This window comes from Lentibacter sp., assembly GCF_965658795.1.
Taxonomy (GTDB): Bacteria; Pseudomonadota; Alphaproteobacteria; order Rhodobacterales; family Rhodobacteraceae; genus Lentibacter.
Genome location: NZ_CBFHTG010000021.1, coordinates 24,307 through 46,553, shown reverse-complemented (window position 1 = coordinate 46,553; position 22,247 = coordinate 24,307). Strand labels below are relative to the sequence as shown.

General features: G+C 57.5%; 17 protein-coding genes. 9 read left to right on the top strand and 8 right to left on the bottom strand.

The window, feature by feature from the left end:
• Positions 1-774: 774 nt before the first annotated feature.
• Positions 775-3,036 carry an adenosylcobalamin-dependent ribonucleoside-diphosphate reductase gene (locus tag ACTG3X_RS12740; RefSeq protein WP_439111654.1) on the bottom strand — a complete coding sequence of 754 codons (2,262 nt, stop codon included), beginning with the start codon at positions 3,034-3,036 and terminating at the stop codon, positions 775-777.
• Positions 3,037-3,183: 147 nt separating this feature from the next.
• Between ACTG3X_RS12740 and ACTG3X_RS12735 the strand changes: the two genes are divergently transcribed.
• Positions 3,184-3,615 carry a DUF1489 family protein gene (locus ACTG3X_RS12735; RefSeq protein ID WP_439111653.1) on the top strand — a complete coding sequence of 144 codons (432 nt, stop codon included), beginning with the start codon at positions 3,184-3,186 and terminating at the stop codon, positions 3,613-3,615.
• A 61-nt stretch (positions 3,616-3,676) separates the two neighbouring features.
• Here the strand turns inward: ACTG3X_RS12735 and hisG are convergent, their stop codons facing one another.
• The 4 genes from hisG to ACTG3X_RS12715 all read right to left on the bottom strand — a co-directional run bounded on the left by hisG (position 3,677) and on the right by ACTG3X_RS12715 (position 7,341).
• Positions 3,677-4,369, bottom strand: coding sequence for an ATP phosphoribosyltransferase (hisG, locus tag ACTG3X_RS12730; protein WP_439111652.1), 693 nt, complete (start codon positions 4,367-4,369; stop codon positions 3,677-3,679).
• On the bottom strand, positions 4,366-5,454 hold the full coding sequence (locus ACTG3X_RS12725; protein ID WP_439111651.1) for an ATP phosphoribosyltransferase regulatory subunit: 1,089 nt from the start codon (positions 5,452-5,454) through the stop codon (positions 4,366-4,368). Before ACTG3X_RS12725 ends, hisG begins: the two co-directional genes overlap by 4 nt.
• A gap of 2 nt (positions 5,455-5,456) precedes the next feature.
• The gene (gene hisS, locus ACTG3X_RS12720) at positions 5,457-6,941 is read right to left on the bottom strand and encodes a histidine--tRNA ligase (RefSeq protein ID WP_439111650.1); all 1,485 of its coding nucleotides are present in this window, start codon (positions 6,939-6,941) and stop codon (positions 5,457-5,459) included.
• Positions 6,942-7,023: 82 nt separating this feature from the next.
• A complete protein-coding gene (locus tag ACTG3X_RS12715; RefSeq protein WP_439111649.1) occupies positions 7,024-7,341 on the bottom strand; it encodes a hypothetical protein in 318 nt (105 codons plus the stop codon).
• 93 nt (positions 7,342-7,434) lie between these two features.
• On the opposite strand from ACTG3X_RS12715, the gene ACTG3X_RS12710 reads away from it, so the two are divergent.
• Positions 7,435-7,629, top strand: a complete 195-nt coding sequence (locus tag ACTG3X_RS12710) for a SlyX family protein (protein ID WP_439111648.1) — start codon at positions 7,435-7,437, stop codon at positions 7,627-7,629.
• An 18-nt stretch (positions 7,630-7,647) separates the two neighbouring features.
• On the opposite strand, the gene ACTG3X_RS12705 is transcribed toward ACTG3X_RS12710, so the two are convergent.
• Both ACTG3X_RS12705 and dnaE read right to left on the bottom strand, forming a co-directional pair.
• Positions 7,648-8,592, bottom strand: a complete 945-nt coding sequence (locus tag ACTG3X_RS12705) for a hypothetical protein (RefSeq protein WP_439111647.1) — start codon at positions 8,590-8,592, stop codon at positions 7,648-7,650.
• A gap of 97 nt (positions 8,593-8,689) precedes the next feature.
• On the bottom strand, positions 8,690-12,193 hold the full coding sequence (dnaE, locus tag ACTG3X_RS12700; protein ID WP_439111646.1) for a DNA polymerase III subunit alpha: 3,504 nt from the start codon (positions 12,191-12,193) through the stop codon (positions 8,690-8,692).
• Between the two features lie 472 nt (positions 12,194-12,665).
• Between dnaE and ACTG3X_RS12695 the strand changes: the two genes are divergently transcribed.
• The 7 genes from ACTG3X_RS12695 (at position 12,666) to ACTG3X_RS12665 (ending at position 19,531) form a co-directional block, all read left to right on the top strand.
• A complete protein-coding gene (locus tag ACTG3X_RS12695) occupies positions 12,666-14,183 on the top strand; it encodes an ABC transporter ATP-binding protein (protein ID WP_439111645.1) in 1,518 nt (505 codons plus the stop codon).
• Positions 14,176-15,258 (top strand): ABC transporter permease, encoded by a 1,083-nt coding sequence (locus tag ACTG3X_RS12690; protein ID WP_439111644.1) that lies wholly within the window; start codon positions 14,176-14,178, stop codon positions 15,256-15,258. Before ACTG3X_RS12695 ends, ACTG3X_RS12690 begins: the two co-directional genes overlap by 8 nt.
• Positions 15,258-16,178 (top strand): ABC transporter permease, encoded by a 921-nt coding sequence (locus tag ACTG3X_RS12685; RefSeq protein ID WP_439111643.1) that lies wholly within the window; start codon positions 15,258-15,260, stop codon positions 16,176-16,178. The genes ACTG3X_RS12690 and ACTG3X_RS12685 overlap by 1 nt, the downstream gene beginning before the upstream one ends.
• A gap of 45 nt (positions 16,179-16,223) precedes the next feature.
• Positions 16,224-17,297: a BMP family ABC transporter substrate-binding protein gene (locus ACTG3X_RS12680; RefSeq protein ID WP_439111642.1), complete on the top strand. Its 1,074-nt coding sequence runs from the start codon at positions 16,224-16,226 to the stop codon at positions 17,295-17,297.
• Positions 17,298-17,395: 98 nt separating this feature from the next.
• Positions 17,396-18,475 (top strand): NAD(P)/FAD-dependent oxidoreductase, encoded by a 1,080-nt coding sequence (locus ACTG3X_RS12675; RefSeq protein WP_439111641.1) that lies wholly within the window; start codon positions 17,396-17,398, stop codon positions 18,473-18,475.
• Positions 18,472-19,131, top strand: coding sequence for a DUF938 domain-containing protein (locus tag ACTG3X_RS12670; RefSeq protein ID WP_439111640.1), 660 nt, complete (start codon positions 18,472-18,474; stop codon positions 19,129-19,131). The genes ACTG3X_RS12675 and ACTG3X_RS12670 overlap by 4 nt, the downstream gene beginning before the upstream one ends.
• A gap of 64 nt (positions 19,132-19,195) precedes the next feature.
• Positions 19,196-19,531, top strand: a complete 336-nt coding sequence (locus ACTG3X_RS12665) for a carboxymuconolactone decarboxylase family protein (protein ID WP_439111639.1) — start codon at positions 19,196-19,198, stop codon at positions 19,529-19,531.
• Between the two features lie 108 nt (positions 19,532-19,639).
• Here ACTG3X_RS12665 and ACTG3X_RS12660 read toward each other — a convergent pair whose 3' ends face one another.
• Positions 19,640-22,147: a GcvT family protein gene (locus tag ACTG3X_RS12660; RefSeq protein WP_439111638.1), complete on the bottom strand. Its 2,508-nt coding sequence runs from the start codon at positions 22,145-22,147 to the stop codon at positions 19,640-19,642.
• Positions 22,148-22,247: the final 100 nt, after the last annotated feature.

Genomic DNA, 22,247 nt, shown 5'->3' with positions numbered 1-22,247 from the left:
CGTTCGAGCATCGCTGCCCGTCCGATAAGGGGGGTTCTAAGGTTAGACACCGACACCCGCAACCCCTTTTTTCATAATTCTGAAAAAGAATGCGAAGGCCCAGTATTTAAAGGCTCTTAGCCATATGCGCAGCAAGCAAGCCCGGCTCGAGCACTGGTCAAAAGGCTCAAAAAGCATGTCGCTTCAGCCGACTCGCCCCAGTTTACGGCCCTATTCGGGAGAATCCCTCCCGACACAGCACGACTCATGCACAAGGGCCGATTCCTTTGACATAGCTGCTGATAGCCGCCGTCCTTATTCCCACACATATCTCCCTCTAGGGGGCGCCCGCGAGGGGCCCCAATGAAAGCAAGCACCAGAGCCTTTGCTCTGACAAACCTATGTGTGGATATCTGAGGCGCGACAAGGATTGACCTGACCAGCTTAGCGACATCCGAGGCATAGCAAGTGACAATCCGATAAGACCAATCGCCAAATCCCCGCAAAGGGCAGACCGCACCAGCGGGTCTCGGTGCTGCGGGATGCGACACGCCCCTATGTATAGAGTACACTCTAGCGACGACATATCAGAGCGCGGGGTCTGAACGAGCGCCTTCACGAAAGCAGTCCTGCACCGCGCCGCTCTGTTGTCATGTGTTTGCGAGCAACTGGAGTTTGGGTAGTGCCAAAAGAATGGCCGCCGAAGTGATCTCAATCACTCCAACGGCCAGCCCTTGCCTACAAAATAGATAGTGAAGCCCCGCACGAGAACTCCACCGGGGGTTCACACGGTCTCTAGCCGCATTTGCTGTGGCCGCATGAGCCACAAGTCATGCAACCTTCGACCATACGCATATCAAACTGGCCACAAGAGGGGCAGCTTTTGCCGCGCGGTGCATCAAGGTTCACCACGGCTGCTGTCGGGTCTGATTTCAGGCCCATGCCCTCGCCTTCGATGAAGCCGATCGAGATCATGTGCTTCTCGATGACACCGCCAATAGCGGCCAGAATCGACGGGATATATTTTCCACCCATCCAGGCGCCACCGCGCGGATCAAACACAGCCTTCAGCTCTTCCACAACAAAGCTCACATCGCCACCGCGACGGAACACAGCCGACATCATCCGTGTCAGCGCAACCGTCCAGGCGAAGTGCTCCATGTTCTTGGAGTTGATAAACACTTCAAAGGGGCGTCTGTGCCCACCGATGACAACGTCGTTCACCGTCAGGTAAATTGCGTGCTCGCTGTCAGGCCACTTCAACTTATAGGTCGTGCCTTCCAGCTCCTTGGGGCGCTCCAGCGGCTCGGACATGTAGATCACGTCAGCGCCCTGATCGGCCTCAGGAGCTTTTTCGCTCTCTTCGCTCACAGACAAAACAGAGCCTGTCACATCGTTGGGGCGGTAGGTGGTGCAGCCTTTGCAGCCTGTGTCCCACGCTTGCATGTAAACATCCTTGAACGCGTCAAAGTCGATGTCTTCAGGGCAGTTGATCGTCTTGGAGATCGAGCTGTCGATCCACTTCTGCGCCGCCGCCTGCATCTTCACATGCGCACTCGGCGCAAGCGTCTGGGCGTTCACAAAGTAATCGGGCAGCTCTTTGTCCCCGAACTTCTCACGCCACAGCGCGACAGCATAGTCCACCACTTCCTCTTCCGTGCGTGATCCGTCTTTCTGCAAAACCTTGCGCTTGTACGCATAGGCAAACACAGGCTCGATCCCCGAGCTCACATTGCCCGCATAAAGGCTGATCGTGCCCGTCGGAGCGATAGAGGTCAGCAGAGCGTTGCGAATACCGTGCTTGCCAATCGCGGCGCGCACATCTTCGTCCATGTTCTCCATAGCGCCGCTCGACAGATACTTGTCTGCGTCAAACAGAGGGAATGCACCCTTCTCTTTGGCCAAGCCAACCGAAGCCATATAAGAGGCGCGCGCAATCGCGTGCAGCCACTCTTCAGTCTTCGCCGCCGCTTCGTCGGTGCCATACTCAAGGCCCACCATCAGCAGCGCATCGGCAAGGCCGGTCACCCCAAGGCCGATACGGCGCTTGGCATGGGCTTCCTGGCGCTGTGCTTCGAGCGGGAAGCGAGAGGCATCAACCACGTTATCCATCATCCGGACGGCTGCAGCCACAAGCTCGGTCAGCGCTTTCACATCAAGGTCAGCACCCGCTTCAAACGGATCCGCCACAAGCTTCGCCATATTGATCGAGCCAAGCAAGCACGCGCCATATGGCGGCAAAGGCTGCTCGCCGCATGGGTTGGTCGCAGCAATTGTCTCGCAATAGTTCAGGTTGTTCATCTGGTTGATGCGGTCAATGAAGATAACACCCGGCTCGGCATAATCATATGTGGCCTTCATGATCTTGTTCCACAAGTCACGCGCCTGCACCGTGTGATACACCTTGTCACCAAACTTCAGGTCCCAGCCCTTATCTGCCTTCACCGCGTCCATGAACGGGTCTGTCACAAGTACAGACATATTGAACATGCGCAGACGTGCAGCATCTGACTTCGCCGTGATAAAGTCTTCGATATCGGGGTGGTCACAGCGCATCGTTGCCATCATCGCACCACGGCGCGAGCCGGCGCTCATGATGGTGCGGCACATCGCATCCCAAACATCCATAAAGCTCAAGGGGCCGCTTGCATCAGCCGCCACACCCAGCACATCCGATCCTTTGGGGCGAATCGTAGAGAAGTCATAGCCGATGCCACCACCTTGCTGCATGGTGAGGGCCGCTTCTTTGAGCATGTCAAAAATACCGCTCATGCTGTCTGGCACAGTGCCCATAACAAAGCAGTTAAACAGCGTCACAGAGCGCTCGGTGCCTGCGCCCGCCGTAATACGGCCCGCTGGCAGAAATTTGAAATCTTCGAGCGCGTTGTAAAACACATCTTCCCAATGGGCCTTATCATCCTCGACATCGGCCAGCGCGCGCGCAATGCGGCGCCATGTGTCTTCAACACTCCGGTCAAGCGGGGTTCCATCCGCCTCCTTGAAGCGATACTTCATATCCCAGATTTGCTCGGCAATCGGCGCGGAAAAACGGCTCATTCGGTGGTCCCCAGATCATTTTGTGCAGGTTTTACAAACTACGCAGAGCAGGCCAAAGGGTCAAACCCCTATCGCCTGTTTTTGTAAGTTTATGTTAATGAAAGAATCATCTTTACCCAGATACAACACTAGATGTAGAGAAGCCTCATGAAGAACACAATACATCTGGTAAAACTAAGTGTTGGCACAGAGTCGGTTGAAACCCTCTCTGACTGGCAGAAATCGCGCGCAGCCCTGCATCCACAGGGGCTTGTTTACCATGTCACACGCATGTGGCCCAAGCGCGAGGCCGAAATATTATCAGGTGGCAGTATCTACTGGGTCATCAAAGGCTCGATACAGGCCCGCCAGAAGCTGTTGGGCTTTGAAGAGGTCATCGGGGGCGATGGTATCCGCCGCTGCGCCTTCATCCTTGATCCAGAGATCGTGCGCACCTCTCCCGCGCTCAAACGCCCGTTTCAGGGCTGGCGCTACCTCAAGCCGGAAGATGCGCCGGTAGACCTGACAGCCGGCCGCGAAGCCGATGATGCGCTGCCTCCCGAGCTGGCTGGCGCACTGGCCGACATCGGCATTCTCTGAGTCTTTCTTTTTGCCAGAAATATCCGCCCCGCAGGGCCGATCCGCGACAGAGCGCTGCGCCTTACAGGCCGAGCCGCTCCACAAGCTCCGCCATCGCGGCGCGCTCATCGTCGTTCACGGCTCCGTTGCGCGCGCGGTAAAGCGTGGCCGAGCTGCGCAAGATAAGCCCGTCAGACAGAATTTTCAGATGGTTCGCGCGCAGCGTATCGCCAGTTGAGGTGATATCGGCAATCGCTTCGGCGGTTTCGTTTTTCACCGTGCCTTCGGTTGCGCCCTGACTGTCGACAAGCTGGTAGTCGGCCACCCCGCAGTCGCGCAGATACTCCCGCACAAGGCGGTGGTATTTTGTCGCAATCCGCAGTCGGAAGCCATGTTCCCTGCGAAACGCTGCCGCAACCGCGTCAAGGTCGTCCATCGTGTCCACATCCACCCAGGCTTGCGGCACCGCAATGATAAGATCAGCATGGCCAAACCGCAGATCGGCCATCTCTTCCACGCGCTGCTCCCACTGGCCCAGCTTTTCGCGAATAAGGTCTGTGCCCGTAACCCCAAGGTGAATACGCCCCGCCGCCAACTCGCGCGGGATCTCCCCCGCCGACAGCAGCACAAGCTCGACACCCTCAATACCTTCGACCTTGCCAGCATATTCGCGGTCAGAACCTGCACGGCTGAGAGTCACACCGCGCTCGGCGAACCACTCAAAGGTCTTTTCCATCAACCGCCCTTTTGACGGCACACCCAGCTTGAGGCTCATAGCGTGCCCTCCTTCAGGCCCAGCATAAGATCGGGGCGCACAACACCGCCCACCGCCGGAATTTCGCCGCCCCGGCCAAGCTGGCGCGTGAGCGCGTCATAGCGCCCGCCGCTCGCAACAGGTGGCAAATCGGCGCGCGCCTCGGCATAAAAGCCAAAGACAAACCCGTCATAATACTCCATCGAGCTGCGGCCATAACTCGCCTCAAAGGCCAGCTGCGCCACATCGACACCACGCGCCGCAAGCGCGCGGGTGCGCCGCCCCAGCCCGTCCACCGCATCGGCAATCGCGGGCATATCCACCGCAATGTCGCTGAGCTGCTCCAGCGCATTGGGCAGGGTTTCCTGCACCGCCAAAATCGCGTCCATCAGCTCGACTTCGCCCTGCGCGAGCGGCCCTGCGGCCACATCTTCCTGCAGCGCCGCAATGCGCGCGGCCACATCACGCCGTGTGCGCAAGCCGATCTCGGGGCCAGCGCCTTCAAAAGGATCTGCCGCCGCCAAAAGCGCGGCACGGCTCGCAGGCACATCTACACGCCCCGAGAAACGGTCAATCAACGCCCGAAAGCGCTTGGGCCGCCAGATGTGGCGCCGCAGCGCCGCCTTGCGCCGCTCGGTCGTGCGCAGGCCTTCAACAGCCGCCATCAAGATACCGATATCCCCCGTGGCCGCGCGCACAGGCAGCCCGCGCAACACCGATGAAATCAGCGCAAACACCTCTGCATCTGCCTCTTCTGGCGCATCGCGCTCAAACACTTCGTAGCCGACTTGCAGATACTCGTTGGCGCGGCTGCCGTCATCTTCCTGACGGCGAAACACCTCGCCCGAATAGGTATAGCGCGCAGGCTCCGCCCCGTGCTGCATATGCATCTGCACCACAGGCACGGTAAAATCGGGCCGCAGCATCTGCTCACCGCGCAAAGCATCCGAGGTCACATAAGCGCGCGCGCGAATATCCTCGCCATAAAGCTCAAGCAGCGTTTCCGCTGGCTGCAAAACCGAGGTTTCCACAGGCTGCGCACCCGCCGCCTCAAACATTGCCCGCACCCGTGCAGCCTCTGCGCGTTTGGCCATTCCGTCAGGCATGATCAGCCCTGCCCTTCAAGAATATCGCGCACCTTGGCAACAAGCTCGCCGCGCGGCACTTCAAACTGGCTGGGGCGCTCTTTCCATTCTTCGTGGGTGGCGCTCTCGGCGATCTTGGCTCCCAAGATCAAATCCTTGATCTGCACCACACCGCGCTCGGCCTCGTCACTGCCCGCAATAATGGCAATGGGGCTTTCGCGCTTGTCTGCATATTTCAGCTGGTTGCCAAAGTTCTTCGGGTTCCCGAGGTAGACTTCCGCACGAATGCCCGCTTGGCGCAGCTCGGCAACCATACCCTGATAGTCGGCCATCCGTGCCTTATCCATCACCGTCACAACAACAGGCCCGGCGGCCTTGCTGCCCATGCGGCCCTTTTCGCGCAGCGCCGCCAGCAAGCGGTCCACACCGATAGACACACCTGTCGCAGGCACAGCCTGACCGGTGAAGCGCTTGACCAAATCATCATAGCGCCCGCCGCCCGCAACAGAGCCAAACTGGCGCTTGCGGCCTTTGTCATCCAGAATCTCAAAGGTCAGCTCGGCCTCATAAACAGGGCCGGTGTAGTAGCCAAGCCCGCGCACAACCGAGGGGTCGATGATAATACGGTCCGCGCCATAGCCCTGCGCCTCGAGCAGCGCGGCCATCTCTTCAAGCTCGCTCACACCTTCCGCGCCAATGGCGCTCTCGCCAACAGCGCCGCGCAGGTTTGCCAGCGTCTCTGCATTGCTCGCGCCTTTTGACGTGAGGAAGGTCACAACAGGAGCCGCTTGCGCATCGGTCAGGCCAATCCCGTCGATGTAAGCGCCAGACGCGTCCAAGCGGCCCTTGCCCAAAAGCTGGCGCACGCCCTCTTCGCCGACCTTGTCAAACTTATCAATCGTGCGCAGCACATCGGCCTGCTGGGCCTCGTCAGCAACGCCCGTTGCCTCCAAAACCCCGTTGAGAACCTTACGGTTGTTGATCCGTACAATGTAGTCGCCACGCGGAATGCCGACTTTTTCCAGCACATCGCTCAGCATCGCGCAGATCTCGGCATCCGCGGCCACGCTCGCCGTGCCCACCGTATCCGCATCACACTGATAAAACTGGCGGTAGCGCCCCGGCCCGGGCTTTTCGTTGCGCCAAACAGGGCCCATGGCATAGCGGCGGTAAGGCGTGGGCAGATCGTTGCGGTGCTGGGCATAGACCCGCGCCAAGGGGGCTGTCAGGTCATAGCGCAGCGCGAGCCAGTCGCCCTTGTCCTCTTCGTCAAATTCCTGCCACGCAAAGACACCCTCGTTGGGGCGGTCCACATCGGGCAGAAACTTGCCAAGCGCCTGCACTGTCTCGACAGCCGCGCTCTCCAAGGCGTCAAACCCGTACTGGTGGTAAACCCCCGTGATCACACGCAGCATTTCTGCGCGCTCGCTCACTTCAACGCCAAAATAGTCGCGGAAGCCCTTAGGCGTTTCTGCCTTGGGGCGCGGGGCTTTCTTTTCCTTGGCCATCTGGGGGATCCTTGCCTGAAACGGTCTTAATTCTTGTGAGCAGGCTCTAAAGGATCACGCCCCAAGGAGCAAGAACAGAGCCTTAGTCGCTCAGATCGATATGGCAAATATATTTACCATAAACCCAGCCCTTTACGCCTGCATAAGACCAATCCTGCGCGTTTTGCTGCACAATCACCTCGCGCCACCCGTTTGTCGCATAGGGTTCCATGGTGATCACAAAGGTATCTGGCTCCAGCTTGCGGATCATATCGCAACTGGTCGAGCCACAACTCCGCAGGGCCAGAAAGTTATCCCCCTGCGGGTTAAGCTTACAGACCACAAATTGCTCTCCGTCATAGGCCTCAGCCGCGCCAGCCAAGGCGCAGGCCCCCAACAGCGCGATCATAAATTTGCGCATCTCACGACCTCCCAACCAATTCAACAGCCCAAGTCTGTCAGCCTCGTGAAAGCGGGGCTATGATGCAGATCATAAACCCGCTAAAGAAATGCCATGGAATCTCTTGAAGAAAAAATTGCCCACCTTGAGCGCACAACAGACGAGCTTTCGTCCGTGATCGCGCGCCAAGACACAGAGATCGCCTTGCTCACGCGGCAGGTCCAACTGCTGCTGGATGCCGAGGCAGGCCGCAACCGCTCCGAAGGCGCACATATCTTCGGCGGCAACGAACGCCCGCCGCATTACTAACTGCGCCCGCAGCGTGCTTCACTCCATTGCAAGCACTGTGCCGTCGTGTAGCAAAACATTGTGCCACCGCGCCGCGCCGACAAACTGGTCATAGACCGTGACAAACGCGGTGGTCTTTTCAAGCTGGCCCATCGCGGCTCCGCAGGGCTTGCCCTTGCCCACACCACAGACGGCGCGTTTGGCGTCTTCATAGGCAATATCCGTTTCTGAATAGGGCTTGCCTTCAAACGGCTTGCCATAGCGCATCGCCTCGTGGCTTGTCGCCGAGCCAAAGAGCGCCAACGCACCAGTCACTTGGCGGGGGCACCCATCTGCAAACCCGGTTATGTAGAGGGGCCTCGGCTCGGTGCTGCCAACAGCGCTGTCATAGAGGCTGTAAGCACCCGCGCGCTCCACTTCTCGGCCCATATCGGCCTTGGGCAGCGTGCAAACACGCGCGATTTCGCCAAAGGCCAGCGCCGCTCCGGGGGCAATCTCTTGTGCATCAGGGCCTGTGGCCGACGTTGTCTGCGCGGGCTTGAAACGGCTGAAAAAGCCGCCGCGCGAGCGGGGCGTCTCTTCGGGTGTAAAGGAGGCTGGTATCACTTCTGCCGTATCAGCTTCGAGCTTGTCGGCATCCGCCAGTCCCTCAAGGGCAGCGTCTTCTTGCGCTGTCTCGCCCGCATCTGGCTTGAGGAAGCCAAACAGCTTCAAGCGCTTGGTGTCTTCGGCCTCACCTTGCGGCGCGGCGGTTTGATCAGGCTCAAGGGCTTCAACGGCGTCTTGAGCCGGCGCGTCGCTCTTGCGCATCAGCCGCTCAAACAAGGGGCGCGTGTCTTCGCTGGTTTCAGGCAAAGCCACAGCCGTGGCGGTGTCAGAGCTGTCGCTCAGTTCGACTTCGCCAATCTTGGGCACAGTGCGCAACGGGTCACCGCAACCCGCCACAAGCGAGAGCACACACACAACAGAAAGCCAACGGAGCATAGGCCAAACCCTTTACTTTTCAGCGTCATACAAGCTGCGTTCGCATCGGTCTAGCCCAGATGCTTGCAGGCTGTGTCTCTGCGAAAAACCGCTCGTGTCAGATGTCCTGCACTTCCAGCACGCCATCCAAACTCTTGATCGCCCCTTTGATTTGCGGCGAAATCGGGAAGCTCTGGCCCGCATCAACCTCAACCTCACCCGGCAAACTCGGGTCCATCAGGCAAAAGAGCAAAGGCCCCTTGCCTGCGCCCTGTGCCGCTTGGCGCGCATTGGCCAGCACCTCGGCCACAGCACCAATCGCGCCCTGATCTTCCACAAAGACTTTCAGACCCGTCGCCCCTGCATCCGCCACCACGGCATCGATCGGCGCAAAGCTGCGCGCCAAAAGCTTGAGCTGGTCGCTCTCCAGGGTTGCCTCACAGGTCACAACAACTTTCGAGCCCGTCTCCAGATGCTCGCGCGCTTTCTCCAGCGTGTCGCTAAAGACAGTCACCTCATAGGCCCCGCTCACATCAGACAGCTGCACAAAGGCAAAGCGGTTGCCCCGCGCCGACTTGCGCTCCTGACGCCCCGCAATCACCCCCGCCATCTTGGCAAGGAAAGGCCCGCCCTGCGCGCGCGCCTCCACTTCTTCCAGCGTGATCACCTGCTTGCGCTTGAGCGGCGCCATATAGTCATCAAGCGGATGCCCTGAGAGATAAAAGCCCACGGCCTTGAACTCTTCGCCCAGCCGCTCGGCAGGCAGCCAGTCCTGCACAGGCGAAAGGCGCGGCTCGGGCAGATCATCGCCCGCCTCGCCAAACAGGCTCACCTGATTACTGTTCTTCTGCTCGTTCACAGCCGCCGAATAGGCCATCAAGCCCTCAAGGCTGTCAAACACCCGCCGCCTGTTGCGGTCGAGCACATCAAAAGCCCCCGCCCGCGCCAGCATCTCCAAGGGGCGCTTGCCCACACGCTTGATGTCGACACGGCGGGCAAAGTCAAAGAGCGTCACAAAAGGCGCATCGCCCCGTGCCTCTGTGATCAGCTTCATCGCCTCCACACCCACGTTCTTAAGGCCCCCCAGCGCATAGTGCAGCACTTGGTCTTTCACCGTAAAGGTCGCATCAGAGCGGTTCACACAGGGTGGCTCCCACTTCAGGTCTAGCCCCTTGCGCACCTCTTCAAAGTACACAGCCAGCTTGTCTGTCAGGTGGATATCGCAGTTCATCACACCCGCCATAAACTCGACAGGGTGGTTCGCCTTCAGCCAAGCGGTCTGATAGCTGACCACAGCATAGGCCGCCGCGTGTGATTTGTTGAAACCATAGTTGGCAAACTTTTCGAGCAAGTCAAAAACCTCGGAGGCCTTCTTCTTGTCGACACCGTTTTCCATTGCGCCCTTTTCAAATTTGGGGCGCTCCTTGGCCATCTCTTCGGCAATCTTCTTACCCATCGCACGGCGCAACAAATCAGCGCCGCCAAGCGAGTAACCCGCCATCACCTGAGCGATTTGCATAACCTGCTCTTGGTAAACGATGATGCCCTGCGTTTCCTCAAGGATGTAGTCAATCGTCGGGTGCACAGACTCGCGCTCTTTCAGCCCGTTCTTCACCTCGCAATAGGTGGGGATGTTCTCCATCGGGCCGGGGCGGTAGAGCGCCACAAGCGCAACAATGTCTTCAATACAGGTCGGCTTCATGCGCTTGAGCGCATCCATCATCCCCGAGCTTTCCACCTGAAACACAGCCACAGTCTTGGCGCGCGCATAAAGCTCGTAAGACTTGGCGTCATCCAGCGGGATCGCGCCAATGTCGTTCTCCGCACCAGCCGGCGGCTCATAGAGCAAGGTGCCATCGGCGGCATGGTGCAGGTCGCGCCCCTCGGCGTGAATAAGGTCTACCGCATTTTGAATAACCGTGAGCGTTTTCAGGCCCAAGAAGTCAAACTTCACAAGCCCCGCTTGCTCCACCCACTTCATGTTAAACTGCGTCGCAGGCATGTCCGAGCGCGGATCCTGATACAGCGGCACAAGCGCATCGAGCGGCCTGTCGCCAATCACAACACCCGCCGCGTGGGTCGAGGCGTTGCGCAAAAGGCCCTCGACCTGCTGACCATAGTCGAGCAAGCGCGCCACAACTTCCTCGTTCTTGGCTTCTTCGCGCAGGCGTGGCTCGTCGGCCAAAGCCTTCTCGATGCTGACAGGCTTCACCCCTTCCACGGGGATCATCTTGGAAAGGCGGTCAACCTGCCCATAGGGCATCTGGAGCACACGGCCAATGTCGCGCACAGCCGCCTTACTCAGAAGCGCTCCAAAGGTGATGATCTGCCCCACCTTGTCGCGGCCATATTTCTCCTGAACATAACGGATCACCTCTTCTCGGCGGTCCATGCAAAAGTCGATGTCAAAGTCAGGCATGCTGACACGTTCGGGGTTCAGAAACCGTTCAAACAGCAGCGAATACCGCAACGGGTCAAGGTCGGTGACCGTGAGCGCATAGGCCACAAGCGAGCCCGCGCCCGAGCCACGGCCCGGCCCGACAGGGATATTATGATCCTTGGCCCATTTGATAAAGTCGGCAACAATCAGAAAGTAGCCGGGGAAACCCATGCCCTCGATGATATCCAGTTCGAAATCGAGGCGCTTCTGATAGTCCTCCACAGACACCGCATGAGGGATCACGGCCAGACGCGCCTGCAAGCCAGCGTTGGCTTGGCGGCGCAGCTCGACAACTTCATCATCCGCAAATTTCGGCAAAATCGGGTCGCGCTTATAGGCCTTGAAGGCACAGCGCTTGGCGATCTCGATGGTGTTGTCCAGCGCTTCGGGCAGGTCGGCAAACAAGACCGCCATTTCCTGCGGCGACTTGAGATAATGCTGCGCCGTCAGGCGGCGGCGGTCTTCCTGCTGGTCCACATATGCGCCGTCAGAAATACAGATCAGCGCGTCATGGGCCTCGTACATGCTCGACTTGGGAAAATAGACATCATTTGTCGCCACCAGCGGCAGGTCCATGCCATAGGCCATTTCCACAAAGCCGCGCTCTGTGAGGCGCTCTGCCTCGGCTGGGCTGCCGTCTTCCGACGGGTGGCGCTGCAGCTCCACATAGAGCCTGTCGCCAAAGATATCTTTAAGCTCTTCCATCAGCGCCTTGGCTGCAGGGGTCTGCCCTGCGCGCAAGAGCCGCCCGACAGGGCCATCCGGCCCGCCGGTGAGGCAGATCACATCACCTGCATTGGTGCGCAATTCCTCCAGCGTCACCTGCGGCAGCTCACCGCCCTTATCGATATAAAGGCAGGAGTTGAGCTTCATCAGGTGCTCATAGCCCGCCTCGCTTTGCGCCAGCAAAACCACGGGCGCAGGCGGGCGCGGCCGCTCGCCCGGCTCAAGCTTGTGATAGGCCAGATCGACCTGACAGCCGATGATGGGCTGAAGTCCGGCGCCCTTGGCCGCCTCCGAAAACTCCAACGCACAAAACATGTTGTTGGTGTCGGTGACCGCCACAGCGGGCATCCCCATATCCGCGCACATCCCGGGCAGCTTCTTGAGCCGCACAGCCCCTTCAAGAAGGGAATATTCCGAGTGCACGCGAAGGTGAATGAATCGTGGTGAAGTGTTCATTGCGCGACCCTACATCCACCACGCAAAACAGGGAAGCACCCCTCCGTTGGTTTTTGACTATCCTTTGGCGACATCAAGGCGTGGCAAGCATAGACTCTCGCGCGCCACAGCGCGTCTGGACCCGCACTTTCTTTTTGCCAAAAATATCCCGGGGGAATGATGAGACGCCGCAGGCGGCACATCATGGGGGCAGCGCCCCCGACTGCGGGAGCAGCGAACGCCGCGTTATACATTTTTCGCACAAAAAATTAACAAACAGGCGGTGCACGCCCGGTGCACGGGTTGTGCACGCATATCACCCCCTGCTATTTCACCCGCATTAACGATTTAACCTTTCGATTTCCCCCAAACCGTTGAAAGTGTTTAGCCGTGGTCGGTTTATTCGAATCTTGCATGAAACGAGCTTTCCGCCTTTGATGAAAAACAATAAAACAAAGCGCATCCGATGGGGAAACCCGGAAAGGAACCTTGCGTGACAGGGACATTGCTAAAGATCGAAGGCCTCACGAAGGCCTACCCCGGAGTTGTGGCCAACGACACCGTTTCATTTGAGATAAAACACGGCGAAGTCCATGCTTTGCTTGGAGAAAATGGCGCTGGCAAGTCGACGCTGGTGAAGATGATCTACGGCCTTGTGAAGCCCGACAGCGGCACAATGCTGATGAACGGGGCGTCCTTTTCCCCCGCCGAGCCCCGCGCCGCCCGCGCCTCGGGCGTGGCCATGGTGTTCCAGCACTTTTCACTCTTTGACGCGCTCAACGTGGCCGAAAACATTGCTTTGGGAATGGAACAGCCCCCCGCCATGCGCGACTTGGCCGAGAAAATCCGCACCGTTTCAGAGGATTACGGCCTCCCGCTCGATCCTTACCGCACGGTCGGCGACCTCTCCGCAGGCGAGCGACAACGCGTTGAAATCATTCGCTGTTTGCTTCAGGAGCCAAAGCTTCTGATTATGGATGAGCCCACGTCTGTGCTGACGCCCCAAGAGGTAGAGATCCTTTTTGAAACCCTGCGCAAGCTCACCGCCGAAGGCGTTGCCATCCTCTACATCTCTCACAAGCTCGAAGAAATCCGCGCGCTCTGTGACGCTGCCACAATCCTGCGATTGGGCAAGAATGTCGGAACATGCGTCCCCGCCGAAACCAGCGCGCGCGACATGGCCGAGCTGATGGTCGGCACAGAGCTGCAAACACCCAAGAGCGCGGGCGCCGATCTTGGCGAGGTTGTGCTTGACCTCTCAGGCCTGTCCATGCCCTCACCCAGCGCATTTGGCACGCCGCTGCGCAACATTCATCTGCGGCTTAGAGCCGGCGAAGTGCTTGGCATTGGCGGCGTCGCGGGCAACGGACAAGACGAACTTCTGCTGGCCCTGTCTGGCGAAGTGCGCACCGCGCGCGATGCTGTAAAACTTAAGGGCGAATCCATCGGGCAGCTCACGCCCAACGCACGGCGGACACGCGGCTTGCTGACCGCCCCCGAAGAGCGCCTGGGCCACGCAGCCGCTCCCAACATGAGCCTGACAGAAAACGCACTGCTGACAGGGAATGTACGCAAAGAGCTTTCGAACCGCGGCTTTCTCAAATGGGCCAAAGCCCGCAGTTTTGCTGAGGAAATTATCGAAAAATTCGACGTTCGCACGCCTGGCCCTGACAATGCCGCGCGCTCGCTTTCGGGCGGCAACTTGCAGAAGTTCGTCATCGGGCGTGAGGTTCTCCAGGAGCCCGATGTCCTTGTTGTGAACCAGCCCACCTGGGGCGTTGACGCCTCCGCAGCTGCCGCCATTCGCCAGGCGATCCTGGATCTGGCCGCAGGCGGAACAGCTGTGATTGTGATCAGCCAAGACCTCGACGAGCTTATGGAGGTGGCCGATAACTTCGCCGCCCTCAACGAAGGCCGCCTCACCGAAACCCGCCCGACCCAAGGCCTAACGATTGACGAAATCGGCCTTATGATGGGCGGCGCACATGGAATGGAGGTGGCTCATGTTTAAGCTCGAAAAACGCCCACAGCCCTCAAAGCTCTTTGCCTACCTCACCCCCCTTCTCGCAATTCTCGCCACAATGTTTGCTGGCGGCCTGCTGTTCATGGCGCTGGGCTACAACCCCTTAGAAGCCATTCGCACCATTTTCTGGGATCCGCTTTTTGGCGAGTTTGCCTTTTATTACCGCCCACAACTCTTGGTCAAAGGTGGCCCCCTGATCCTTATCGCGATTGGCCTCAGTCTCGGCTTTCGCGCTGGAATTTGGAACATCGGCGCCGAAGGGCAGTATATTGTAGGTGCCATCTGTGGCGCGGCTGTCGGCCTTGCCTTTTACCCCATGGAAGCTTGGTTTATCTTCCCGCTAATGGTCATCGCTGGCGCCTTTGGCGGCTGGGCTTGGGCCATGATACCTGCTTTGTTGAAAGTCCGCTTTCAGACCAACGAAATTCTCGTTTCGCTCATGCTGGTCTATGTGGCCGAGCAGCTTCTGGCCTCGATGTCGCTTGGCCTGCTCAAAAACCCTGATGGCCACGGCTTCCCTGGCTCACGCAACCTCAAAGACTATCCCAGCGCATTTAATGACGAGATCATCACTGGCTCCGGCATGCACTGGGGTGTGCTCACAGCTTTTATTGCCGTAATTTTTGCGTACATATTGCTCAACCGTCACATGCTCGGCTTTTCGATCAGGCTCACGGGTGAAGCGCCTCGCGCCGCCAAGTTTTCATCGGTCAACCCAACACGTCTTGTACTCTTCTGTCTTGGTATGTCGGGGCTTCTCGCTGGACTGGCAGGACTTTTTGAAGTGTCTGGTCCCTCTGGCCAGATCAGCATTGATTTCAACACAGGCTACGGTTTTACAGCGATTATTGTCGCCTTCCTCGGGCGCTTGCACCCTGTTGGCATTCTATTTGCCGGCTTGCTCATGGCACTCACATATATTGGAGGCGAGATGGCGCAAGGTACGCTTGGTTTGCCCGCGGCTGCCATCCAGCTGTTTCAAGGTATGCTTCTCTTTTTCCTGCTCGCGGTAGACCTGCTCACAAATTACCGCCTCAAACGCGTGCGCAAGGAGGCCGTGTAATGGACCTGTCAGCAATCAATCCAGCTCTTCTCTTGGCATCCCTTCTGGTCGCGGCCACACCTATTTTGCTCGCAGGAATAGGCGAGCTTGTTGTCGAGCGCGCAGGCGTGCTGAATCTCGGTGTGGAAGGTATGATGATCACAGGCGCAATCTGCGGCTTTATGATGACAATCATCACAGGATCGCCCGCTTTGGGCTTTGTGTTTGCGGCCCTCGGCGGTGCGGCACTTTCCTTACTGTTTGCCATTCTCACGCAGTATGCTTTGGCCAATCAGGTCGCCTCTGGCCTTGCCCTCACCCTCTTTGGCCTTGGTCTGTCTTCGATGTTGGGGCAGGAGTATGTCGGCCTCAAGCCACCCTCGACGCCAAAGCTAGACATCCCGCTTCTCTCGGATATTCCCTTCCTCGGCACCGTACTCTTCAACCACGACATCATCGTCTACATCGGGATCGCACTTGTCGCTGCTGTCTGGGCGACACTCAAATATACGCGCGTCGGGCTTATCCTGCGCGCAGTTGGCGAAAACCATGATGCTGCGCATGCCCTCGGCTACAAAGTGGTGCGCATACGTGTGCTGGCCATCATGTTTGGAGGCGCCTGCGCGGGCCTTGGAGGCGCATATTTCAGCCTCATTCGGGTGCCGCAATGGACCGAAGGTATGACGGCCGGTGCAGGCTGGATCGCCCTCGCGCTAGTGGTTTTTGCCAGCTGGAAGCCTTGGCGCGTTTTGCTGGGTGCCTGGCTTTTCGGCGGAGTGACCGTGTTACAGCTTAATTTTCAGGCAGCTGGTGTCGCGATACCCGTCGAATACCTGTCCATGTCGCCCTACATCATAACAATTGTTGTGCTGGTTATCATGTCAGCCGATAAGTCGCGCGCGCCGGCGTCGCTCGGTCGCATCTTCCACGCCTCAAGTTAATACTCTAAGTTACGCACAGAATCTGCATCAGGGAGACTTCAGATCATGAAATTCACCAAACTTCTCGCCACAGCTGCCGTGGCGCTCGGTGTGGCCACAACGGCCTTTGCCGACGAGAAAACAAAAGTCGGCTTTATCTATGTAGGCCCTGTCGGTGACGGCGGCTGGACATATGAGCACAACAAAGGCCGCCTCGCGGTTGAAGCTGAATTTGGCGACAAAGTTGAAACAGTCTTTCAGGAAAGCGTTCCTGAAGGTGCGGATGCAGAACGTGCGATAACACAGATGGCGCTTCAGGGTGCAGATCTGATCTTCACCACATCATTTGGATACATGGACCCAACGATCAACGTTGCCAAGAAATTCCCAGATGTGAAATTCGAACACGCGACAGGCTACAAAACGGCTGAAAACGTCTCAGTTTACTCGGCGCGCTTTTACGAAGGCCGTGCCATTCAGGGCCACATTGCGGGCAACATGACCGAAAGCAACATTATCGGGTACATCGGTTCGTTCCCAATTCCCGAAGTTATTCGCGGCATCAACTCAGCCTTCATCCACGCTCGCAAAGTAAACCCGGATGTACAGTTCAAGATCATTTGGGCCTACACATGGTTTGACCCTGCAAAAGAAGCAGACGCAGCTAAGGTTCTTATCGAGCAAGGTGCCGATGTGATCCTGCAGCACACAGACTCAACAGCGCCACTCGCGGCGGCAGCTGAAGCTGGCAACATTATCGGCTTTGGCCAAGCGTCAGACATGGCGGCCTACAAAGACGGACCCCGCGTTTCTTCCATCATCGATGACTGGGCACCTTACTACATCGCCCGCACCAAAGCAGTCATGGACGGCACATGGGAAACCATGAGCACATGGGATGGCATTGGCGCTGGCATGGTGGGTATCGGTGAAATCACCGATCGCGTGCCAGCCGACGTAAAAGCCGAAGCTCTTGCCATGAAAGATGCGCTGGCATCAGGCGAATACCACGCCTTCACTGGCCCACTCAACAAGCAAGACGGCACACCATGGTTGGCCGAAGGCGAAACAGCTGACGATGGAACACTCGCAGGCATGAACTTCTACGTAGAAGGCATCGAAGGCGACATCCCACAATAAGCTTTTCAAACAGCTTTACGGCAAGGCCCCGCTGCAAAGCGGGGCTTTTTTTGTGTTCAAAGCTATGTCAGAAATACCGCAACACAACAGGAGGTCTCATGCGGGACATTATCGTAATCGGCGGCGGCATCGCAGGAACTTCGGTTGCGGCGCGTTTGGCTCCACATGCAAGCGTTACCCTTCTAGAAGCCGAAGATGCTCTCGCCTACCATGCCTCTGGTCGCTCGGCGGCCCTATATGAGGCAAACTACGGCTTGCGTTCAACAGTTGTGCTCAACAAGGCAGGCGAGCAGTATTTTCATGAGGCCAATGGCGGCTATCTGAGCCCACGTGGCCTTATGATCATTGCACGCGCTGACGAGCATGAAGGCTTCTTGCACGACACCAAAACGCTACACCTCGAGCAAATCACTCTTGAGGATGCTTTTTCGATGATCCCCGTATTGGAAAGCACACAGGTGGCCCACGCCTCTTTTCATGACGGCGCCTGGGACATTGACACTGACCGTATGGTGCAAGATTTCGCCCGCGAATTGCGGTTAAATGGCGGAGAAATTCATTTCAAATCTGCCGTCACAGCTATCAACCGAACTGGAAACGGTTGGGCCGTGACGACGGCAGCTGGAACGCATGAGGCAAAACTCATCGTCAACGCGTCAGGGGCTTGGGTTGATGATGTGGCAAAGCTGGCAAGCGTGGAGCCCATTGGCTTTACGCCTCTTCGCCGCTCAATGGCGCGTATTCCCGCTCCTGGCGGACATGATGTCTCTCGCTGGCCAATGTTCTTTGGCGTTGGAGAAACATGGTACGCGAAGCCCGATGCAGGCTCTCTCATCGTTTCACCCGCTGATGAAGACCCGATGCCACCGATGGACGCCTGGGCTGATGACATGGTTCTGGCTGAAGGCCTCGCACGCTACGAAGCCATGGTCACTGAGCCGGTCACCCGTATAGAGGCCAATTGGGCTGGCTTGCGCACCTTCTCCCCTGACCGCGCCCTGACAATCGGATTCCATTCCGAGAGCCCGGACTTCTTCTGGCACGCCGGGCAAGGCGGCTACGGGTTTCAGACAGCGCCAGCCGCCAGCCAGCTCGCCGCCGATCTCATTCTAGGGCGCAGCCCGGAAATTGACACGACAACCCAAGCTGAACTGAGTCCAAAAAGGTTCAAAGTATGAGCACACCACGCGATCTATCAGCCATTGCGGGCTGCGCCGAAGCTGACGGCAGCGGGCGCCTGTTTGCGCCGGCAGCATCTCGCAACATAGAGCCTATCTCCGATGTTTTGGCACACCATGCACCAAGCTCTGGGCGCGCACTTGAACTTGCCAGTGGAACGGGCCAACACGTTGCTGTCCTTGCAGGTCGTATTCCACATTTGGTCTGGCAACCCACCGAGATTGATCCCGTCCGCATTGCCAGCGTAGATGCTTGGGCCAGGCATTCCGGCGAACTCAATATCCTGCCAGCTCAACCCCTGAATGCCACAGAGGCAGGTTGGAGCGCCAAACACGCTGGTCAAAACCTCATCACCCTTACAAACCTGCTGCATTTGATAAGCGAGGAAGAGGCCCGCACATTGATCCGCGAAGCAGGCAAAGCCCTCGCGCCAAAAGGCATCTTTCATGTCTATGGTCCCTTCCTGCGCGATGGCGAAGCAACGTCTGAAGGTGATGCCGATTTTGACGCCAAACTGCGAGCGGCAGACCCTGAAATAGGCTACAAAGATGATTGGGATGTGATCGAGTGGATTCAATCTTCGGGCATGGATTTGGTACAAGTGCTCGAAATGCCCGCCAACAATATTTCCTTTGTCGCCACACGCCCATTCTGATCTGAGTCAAGGCCGTAGTCTCGCCCATATGATCATCCTTCCAAAAAACACGAAGGAATTGACAATGACATGGCAAACAAAACTCGACAGCACCCGTGACCAACTGCGCGGCCTGAATAAAACCATCCCAGATACAACACGCGCCTTCGGCGCGCTTGGCAAGGCCGTAAAAGAGGGTGGAACGCTTGACTTTAAAACCAAGGAATTCGTTGCACTCGGCATCGCTGTGGTGAAGCAATGCGAAGCCTGCATCGCTCTTCACATTGAAGCGCTCCTAAAAGCTGGAGCGACACGGGAAGAAGTCTCGGATGTGCTTGCGATGAGCATCCAAATGGGCGGTGGCCCTGCAATGATGTATGCCGCCAAAGCGCTCGAGTGTTTTGATGAGTTATCAACCTAAAGACAGCAGCTACCGCATAACTGGTTTCTTTTTGCACTAAATATCCTGGGGGGTCTGGGGGGCAAAGCCCCCCAGCGGATCGGGTGCAAAGCACCCGAGCCAACACCCTCAACCATCTTGGCGAATGGTCGTATTCTTCGGATCGTAAGGGCTATCACAAGTGACCACTGCGTCCCAAAGCCTATCCTGCATTTTGACCTTCAGCTTCGTTCCTTCAACAGCAAGTTCAGGCTTCACATAGCCCATACCAATCGATTTCTCGAATGCGACGGAATACCCACCCGAGGTCAGTCGGCCAACCCGGACACCGTTTTCTGTGTAAAGGACTTCACGGCCCCAAGGGTCTGCATCGGCAGGACCGTCGATCAGAAGGGTACAGCACTTTGATCGCACGCCTTTGGCGACCATTTCATCTTTGCCGTGGAAGTCCTTCTCAAGATCAATAAAGCGCGGCAAGTCAGCCTCTACAGGCGTAGCATCGCGGCCAAGTTCGTTGCCAAAGGCGCGGTAGCTCTTCTCTTGACGCAACCAGTTTTGTGCGCGTGCGCCCACGAGCTTCATGCCGTGAGGCTCGCCAGCCTTCTCGAGAAGATCAAATAGATAGTTCTGCATCTCGATGGGGTGATGGAGCTCCCAGCCAAGCTCACCCGTATATGCGACCCGGATCGCATTCACAGGGCACATGCCAAGCTCGATCTGCGTCGCTGACAACCACGGAAACCGCTTGTTTGTCAGCGCAGTTTCAGGGTCCGCATCGTTGATGACCGCTTTCAACACATCGCGCGACCTGGGACCGGCGATCGCAAAAACACCCCATTGCGTGGTCACATCCTGAATTTCGATGTAACCGAACTCGTCCATTTTGTCTTCGGCAGCTTTGCGCAGGAAGTCGGCATCATACTCTGTCCATGCGCCCGCAGATACGAGGTAGTAGTTATTCTCCCCGTTACGCACGATGGTATATTCCGTGCGTGTCGTGCCGTGGCCCGTAAGCGCATATGTCAGGTTGATACGGCCAATCTTGGGCAGCTTGTTGCAGGTGAACCAGTCAAGAAACTGTGTTGCGCCTGGCCCTTTGACAACATGTTTCGTGAAGGCCGTCGCATCAATGAGGCCAACCCCTTCGCGGATCGCTTTCGCCTCGTCCACAGCGTACTGCCACCAGCCACCGCGGCGGAAAGAGCGCGCGTCGTGGTCGAAATTATCGGCTGCGTTGAGCGGACCATAGTAGTTCGGGCGTTCCCAGCCGTTCACAAAACCAAACTGTGCGCCACGTACTTTTTGGCGGTCATAAGCAGGTGCCGTGCGCAGGGGACGACAGGCTGGGCGCTCTTCGTCGGGGTGGTGTAAGATGTAGACGTGATCGTAGCATTCCTCGTTCTTGCGCGCCGCAAACTCGGTGGTCATCCAATTCGAGGAGTAGCGCTTGGGATCAAGGCTTGCCATGTCGATTTCGGCTTCTCCATCCACCATAAGCTGCGCAAGATAGTAGCCCGTGCCACCAGCCGCCGTGATACCAAAGCTGAAGCCCTCGGCCAGCCACATATTACGCAAGCCAGGCGCAGGTCCAACAAGCGGATTGCCATCAGGTGTGTAGCAGATCGGACCGTTGAAATCGTCTTTCAGACCGCTCTCTTCGCAGGAGGGGATGCGGTGAATCATCGCCATGTATTGCTCTTCGATCCGCTCCAGATCGAGCGGGAAGAGATCAGCACGGAAGCTATCTGGGACACCATGTTCAAACACGGCAGGCGCGTTCTTTTCATAGACACCCAAAATCCAACCACCCCGCTCTTCGCGAACATAAGACTGTGCATCTGCATCACGAATAACAGGATGCTCAATGCCCCCTTCTGCACGGAACTTCACAAGCTCGGGATCTTGATCCATCACGATGAACTGGTGTTCCACAGGAATGGCTGGCATTTTGATGCCTAGCATTTTCGCCGTGCGTTGCGCATGGTTCCCGGATGCCGTGACAACATGCTCTGCTGTGACAACGATTTGCTCATCTGATGGTACAAGGTTGCCCCCTTTTTCGACCATCTTGGAGAGAGTGACTTCCCAGTGAGTGCCATTCCAATGGAAGCCATCGGCCTGCCACTTGCGTTCGATCATCACGCCACGCTGGCGCGCGCCCTTGGCCATCGCCTGGGTCACATCAGCAGGGTTAATGTAACCGTCAGTGTTGTGATAGATCGCACCTTTCAGATCGTCTGTGCGAATAAGCGGCCAACGCTCCTTGATTTGATCGGGTGTGAGCCACTCATACGAAACACCACAAGTTTCAGCTGTCGAGGCGTAGAGCATGTATTCATCCATACGCTCTTGCGTCTGCGCCATACGTAGGTTGCCAACAACAGCGAAGCCAGCGTTCAGCCCCGTTTCAGCTTCCAGCTGCTTATAAAACTCGACTGAATACTGGTGAATATGCGTTGTGGCATATGACATGTTGAACAGTGGCAAAAGGCCAGCGGCATGCCACGTTGATCCAGAGGTGAGCTCGTCACGCTCGATCAGCATAACATCATCCCAACCCGCTTTCGCGAGATGATATGCAATGGAGGTGCCAACAGCACCACCCCCGACGACAAGAGCTTTAACTTGGGTTTTCATGAGCCGACTCCTTGGCTTGGCGTTGCACATGATATGACGCAAAGCAGCGGCCAAGCGCGGCAGACTCCCGACTGGTTAGGGCAAAAAACGACGTCCAAAC

Coding starts and splice junctions, on each gene's coding strand:
- ACTG3X_RS12715 (WP_439111649.1), bottom strand. CDS start 7,341: ATGCGCAAATTTATGATCGCGCTGTTGGGGGCCTGCGCCTTGGCTGGC.
- hisG (WP_439111652.1), bottom strand. CDS start 4,369: ATGAGCCTCAAGCTGGGTGTGCCGTCAAAAGGGCGGTTGATGGAAAAG.
- dnaE (WP_439111646.1), bottom strand. CDS start 12,193: ATGAACACTTCACCACGATTCATTCACCTTCGCGTGCACTCGGAATAT.
- ACTG3X_RS12665 (WP_439111639.1), top strand. CDS start 19,196: ATGACATGGCAAACAAAACTCGACAGCACCCGTGACCAACTGCGCGGC.
- ACTG3X_RS12675 (WP_439111641.1), top strand. CDS start 17,396: ATGCGGGACATTATCGTAATCGGCGGCGGCATCGCAGGAACTTCGGTT.
- ACTG3X_RS12740 (WP_439111654.1), bottom strand. CDS start 3,036: ATGAGCCGTTTTTCCGCGCCGATTGCCGAGCAAATCTGGGATATGAAG.
- ACTG3X_RS12685 (WP_439111643.1), top strand. CDS start 15,258: ATGGACCTGTCAGCAATCAATCCAGCTCTTCTCTTGGCATCCCTTCTG.
- ACTG3X_RS12735 (WP_439111653.1), top strand. CDS start 3,184: ATGAAGAACACAATACATCTGGTAAAACTAAGTGTTGGCACAGAGTCG.
- ACTG3X_RS12680 (WP_439111642.1), top strand. CDS start 16,224: ATGAAATTCACCAAACTTCTCGCCACAGCTGCCGTGGCGCTCGGTGTG.
- ACTG3X_RS12705 (WP_439111647.1), bottom strand. CDS start 8,592: ATGCTCCGTTGGCTTTCTGTTGTGTGTGTGCTCTCGCTTGTGGCGGGT.
- ACTG3X_RS12660 (WP_439111638.1), bottom strand. CDS start 22,147: ATGAAAACCCAAGTTAAAGCTCTTGTCGTCGGGGGTGGTGCTGTTGGC.
- ACTG3X_RS12710 (WP_439111648.1), top strand. CDS start 7,435: ATGGAATCTCTTGAAGAAAAAATTGCCCACCTTGAGCGCACAACAGAC.
- hisS (WP_439111650.1), bottom strand. CDS start 6,941: ATGGCCAAGGAAAAGAAAGCCCCGCGCCCCAAGGCAGAAACGCCTAAG.
- ACTG3X_RS12725 (WP_439111651.1), bottom strand. CDS start 5,454: ATGCCTGACGGAATGGCCAAACGCGCAGAGGCTGCACGGGTGCGGGCA.
- ACTG3X_RS12670 (WP_439111640.1), top strand. CDS start 18,472: ATGAGCACACCACGCGATCTATCAGCCATTGCGGGCTGCGCCGAAGCT.
- ACTG3X_RS12690 (WP_439111644.1), top strand. CDS start 14,176: ATGTTTAAGCTCGAAAAACGCCCACAGCCCTCAAAGCTCTTTGCCTAC.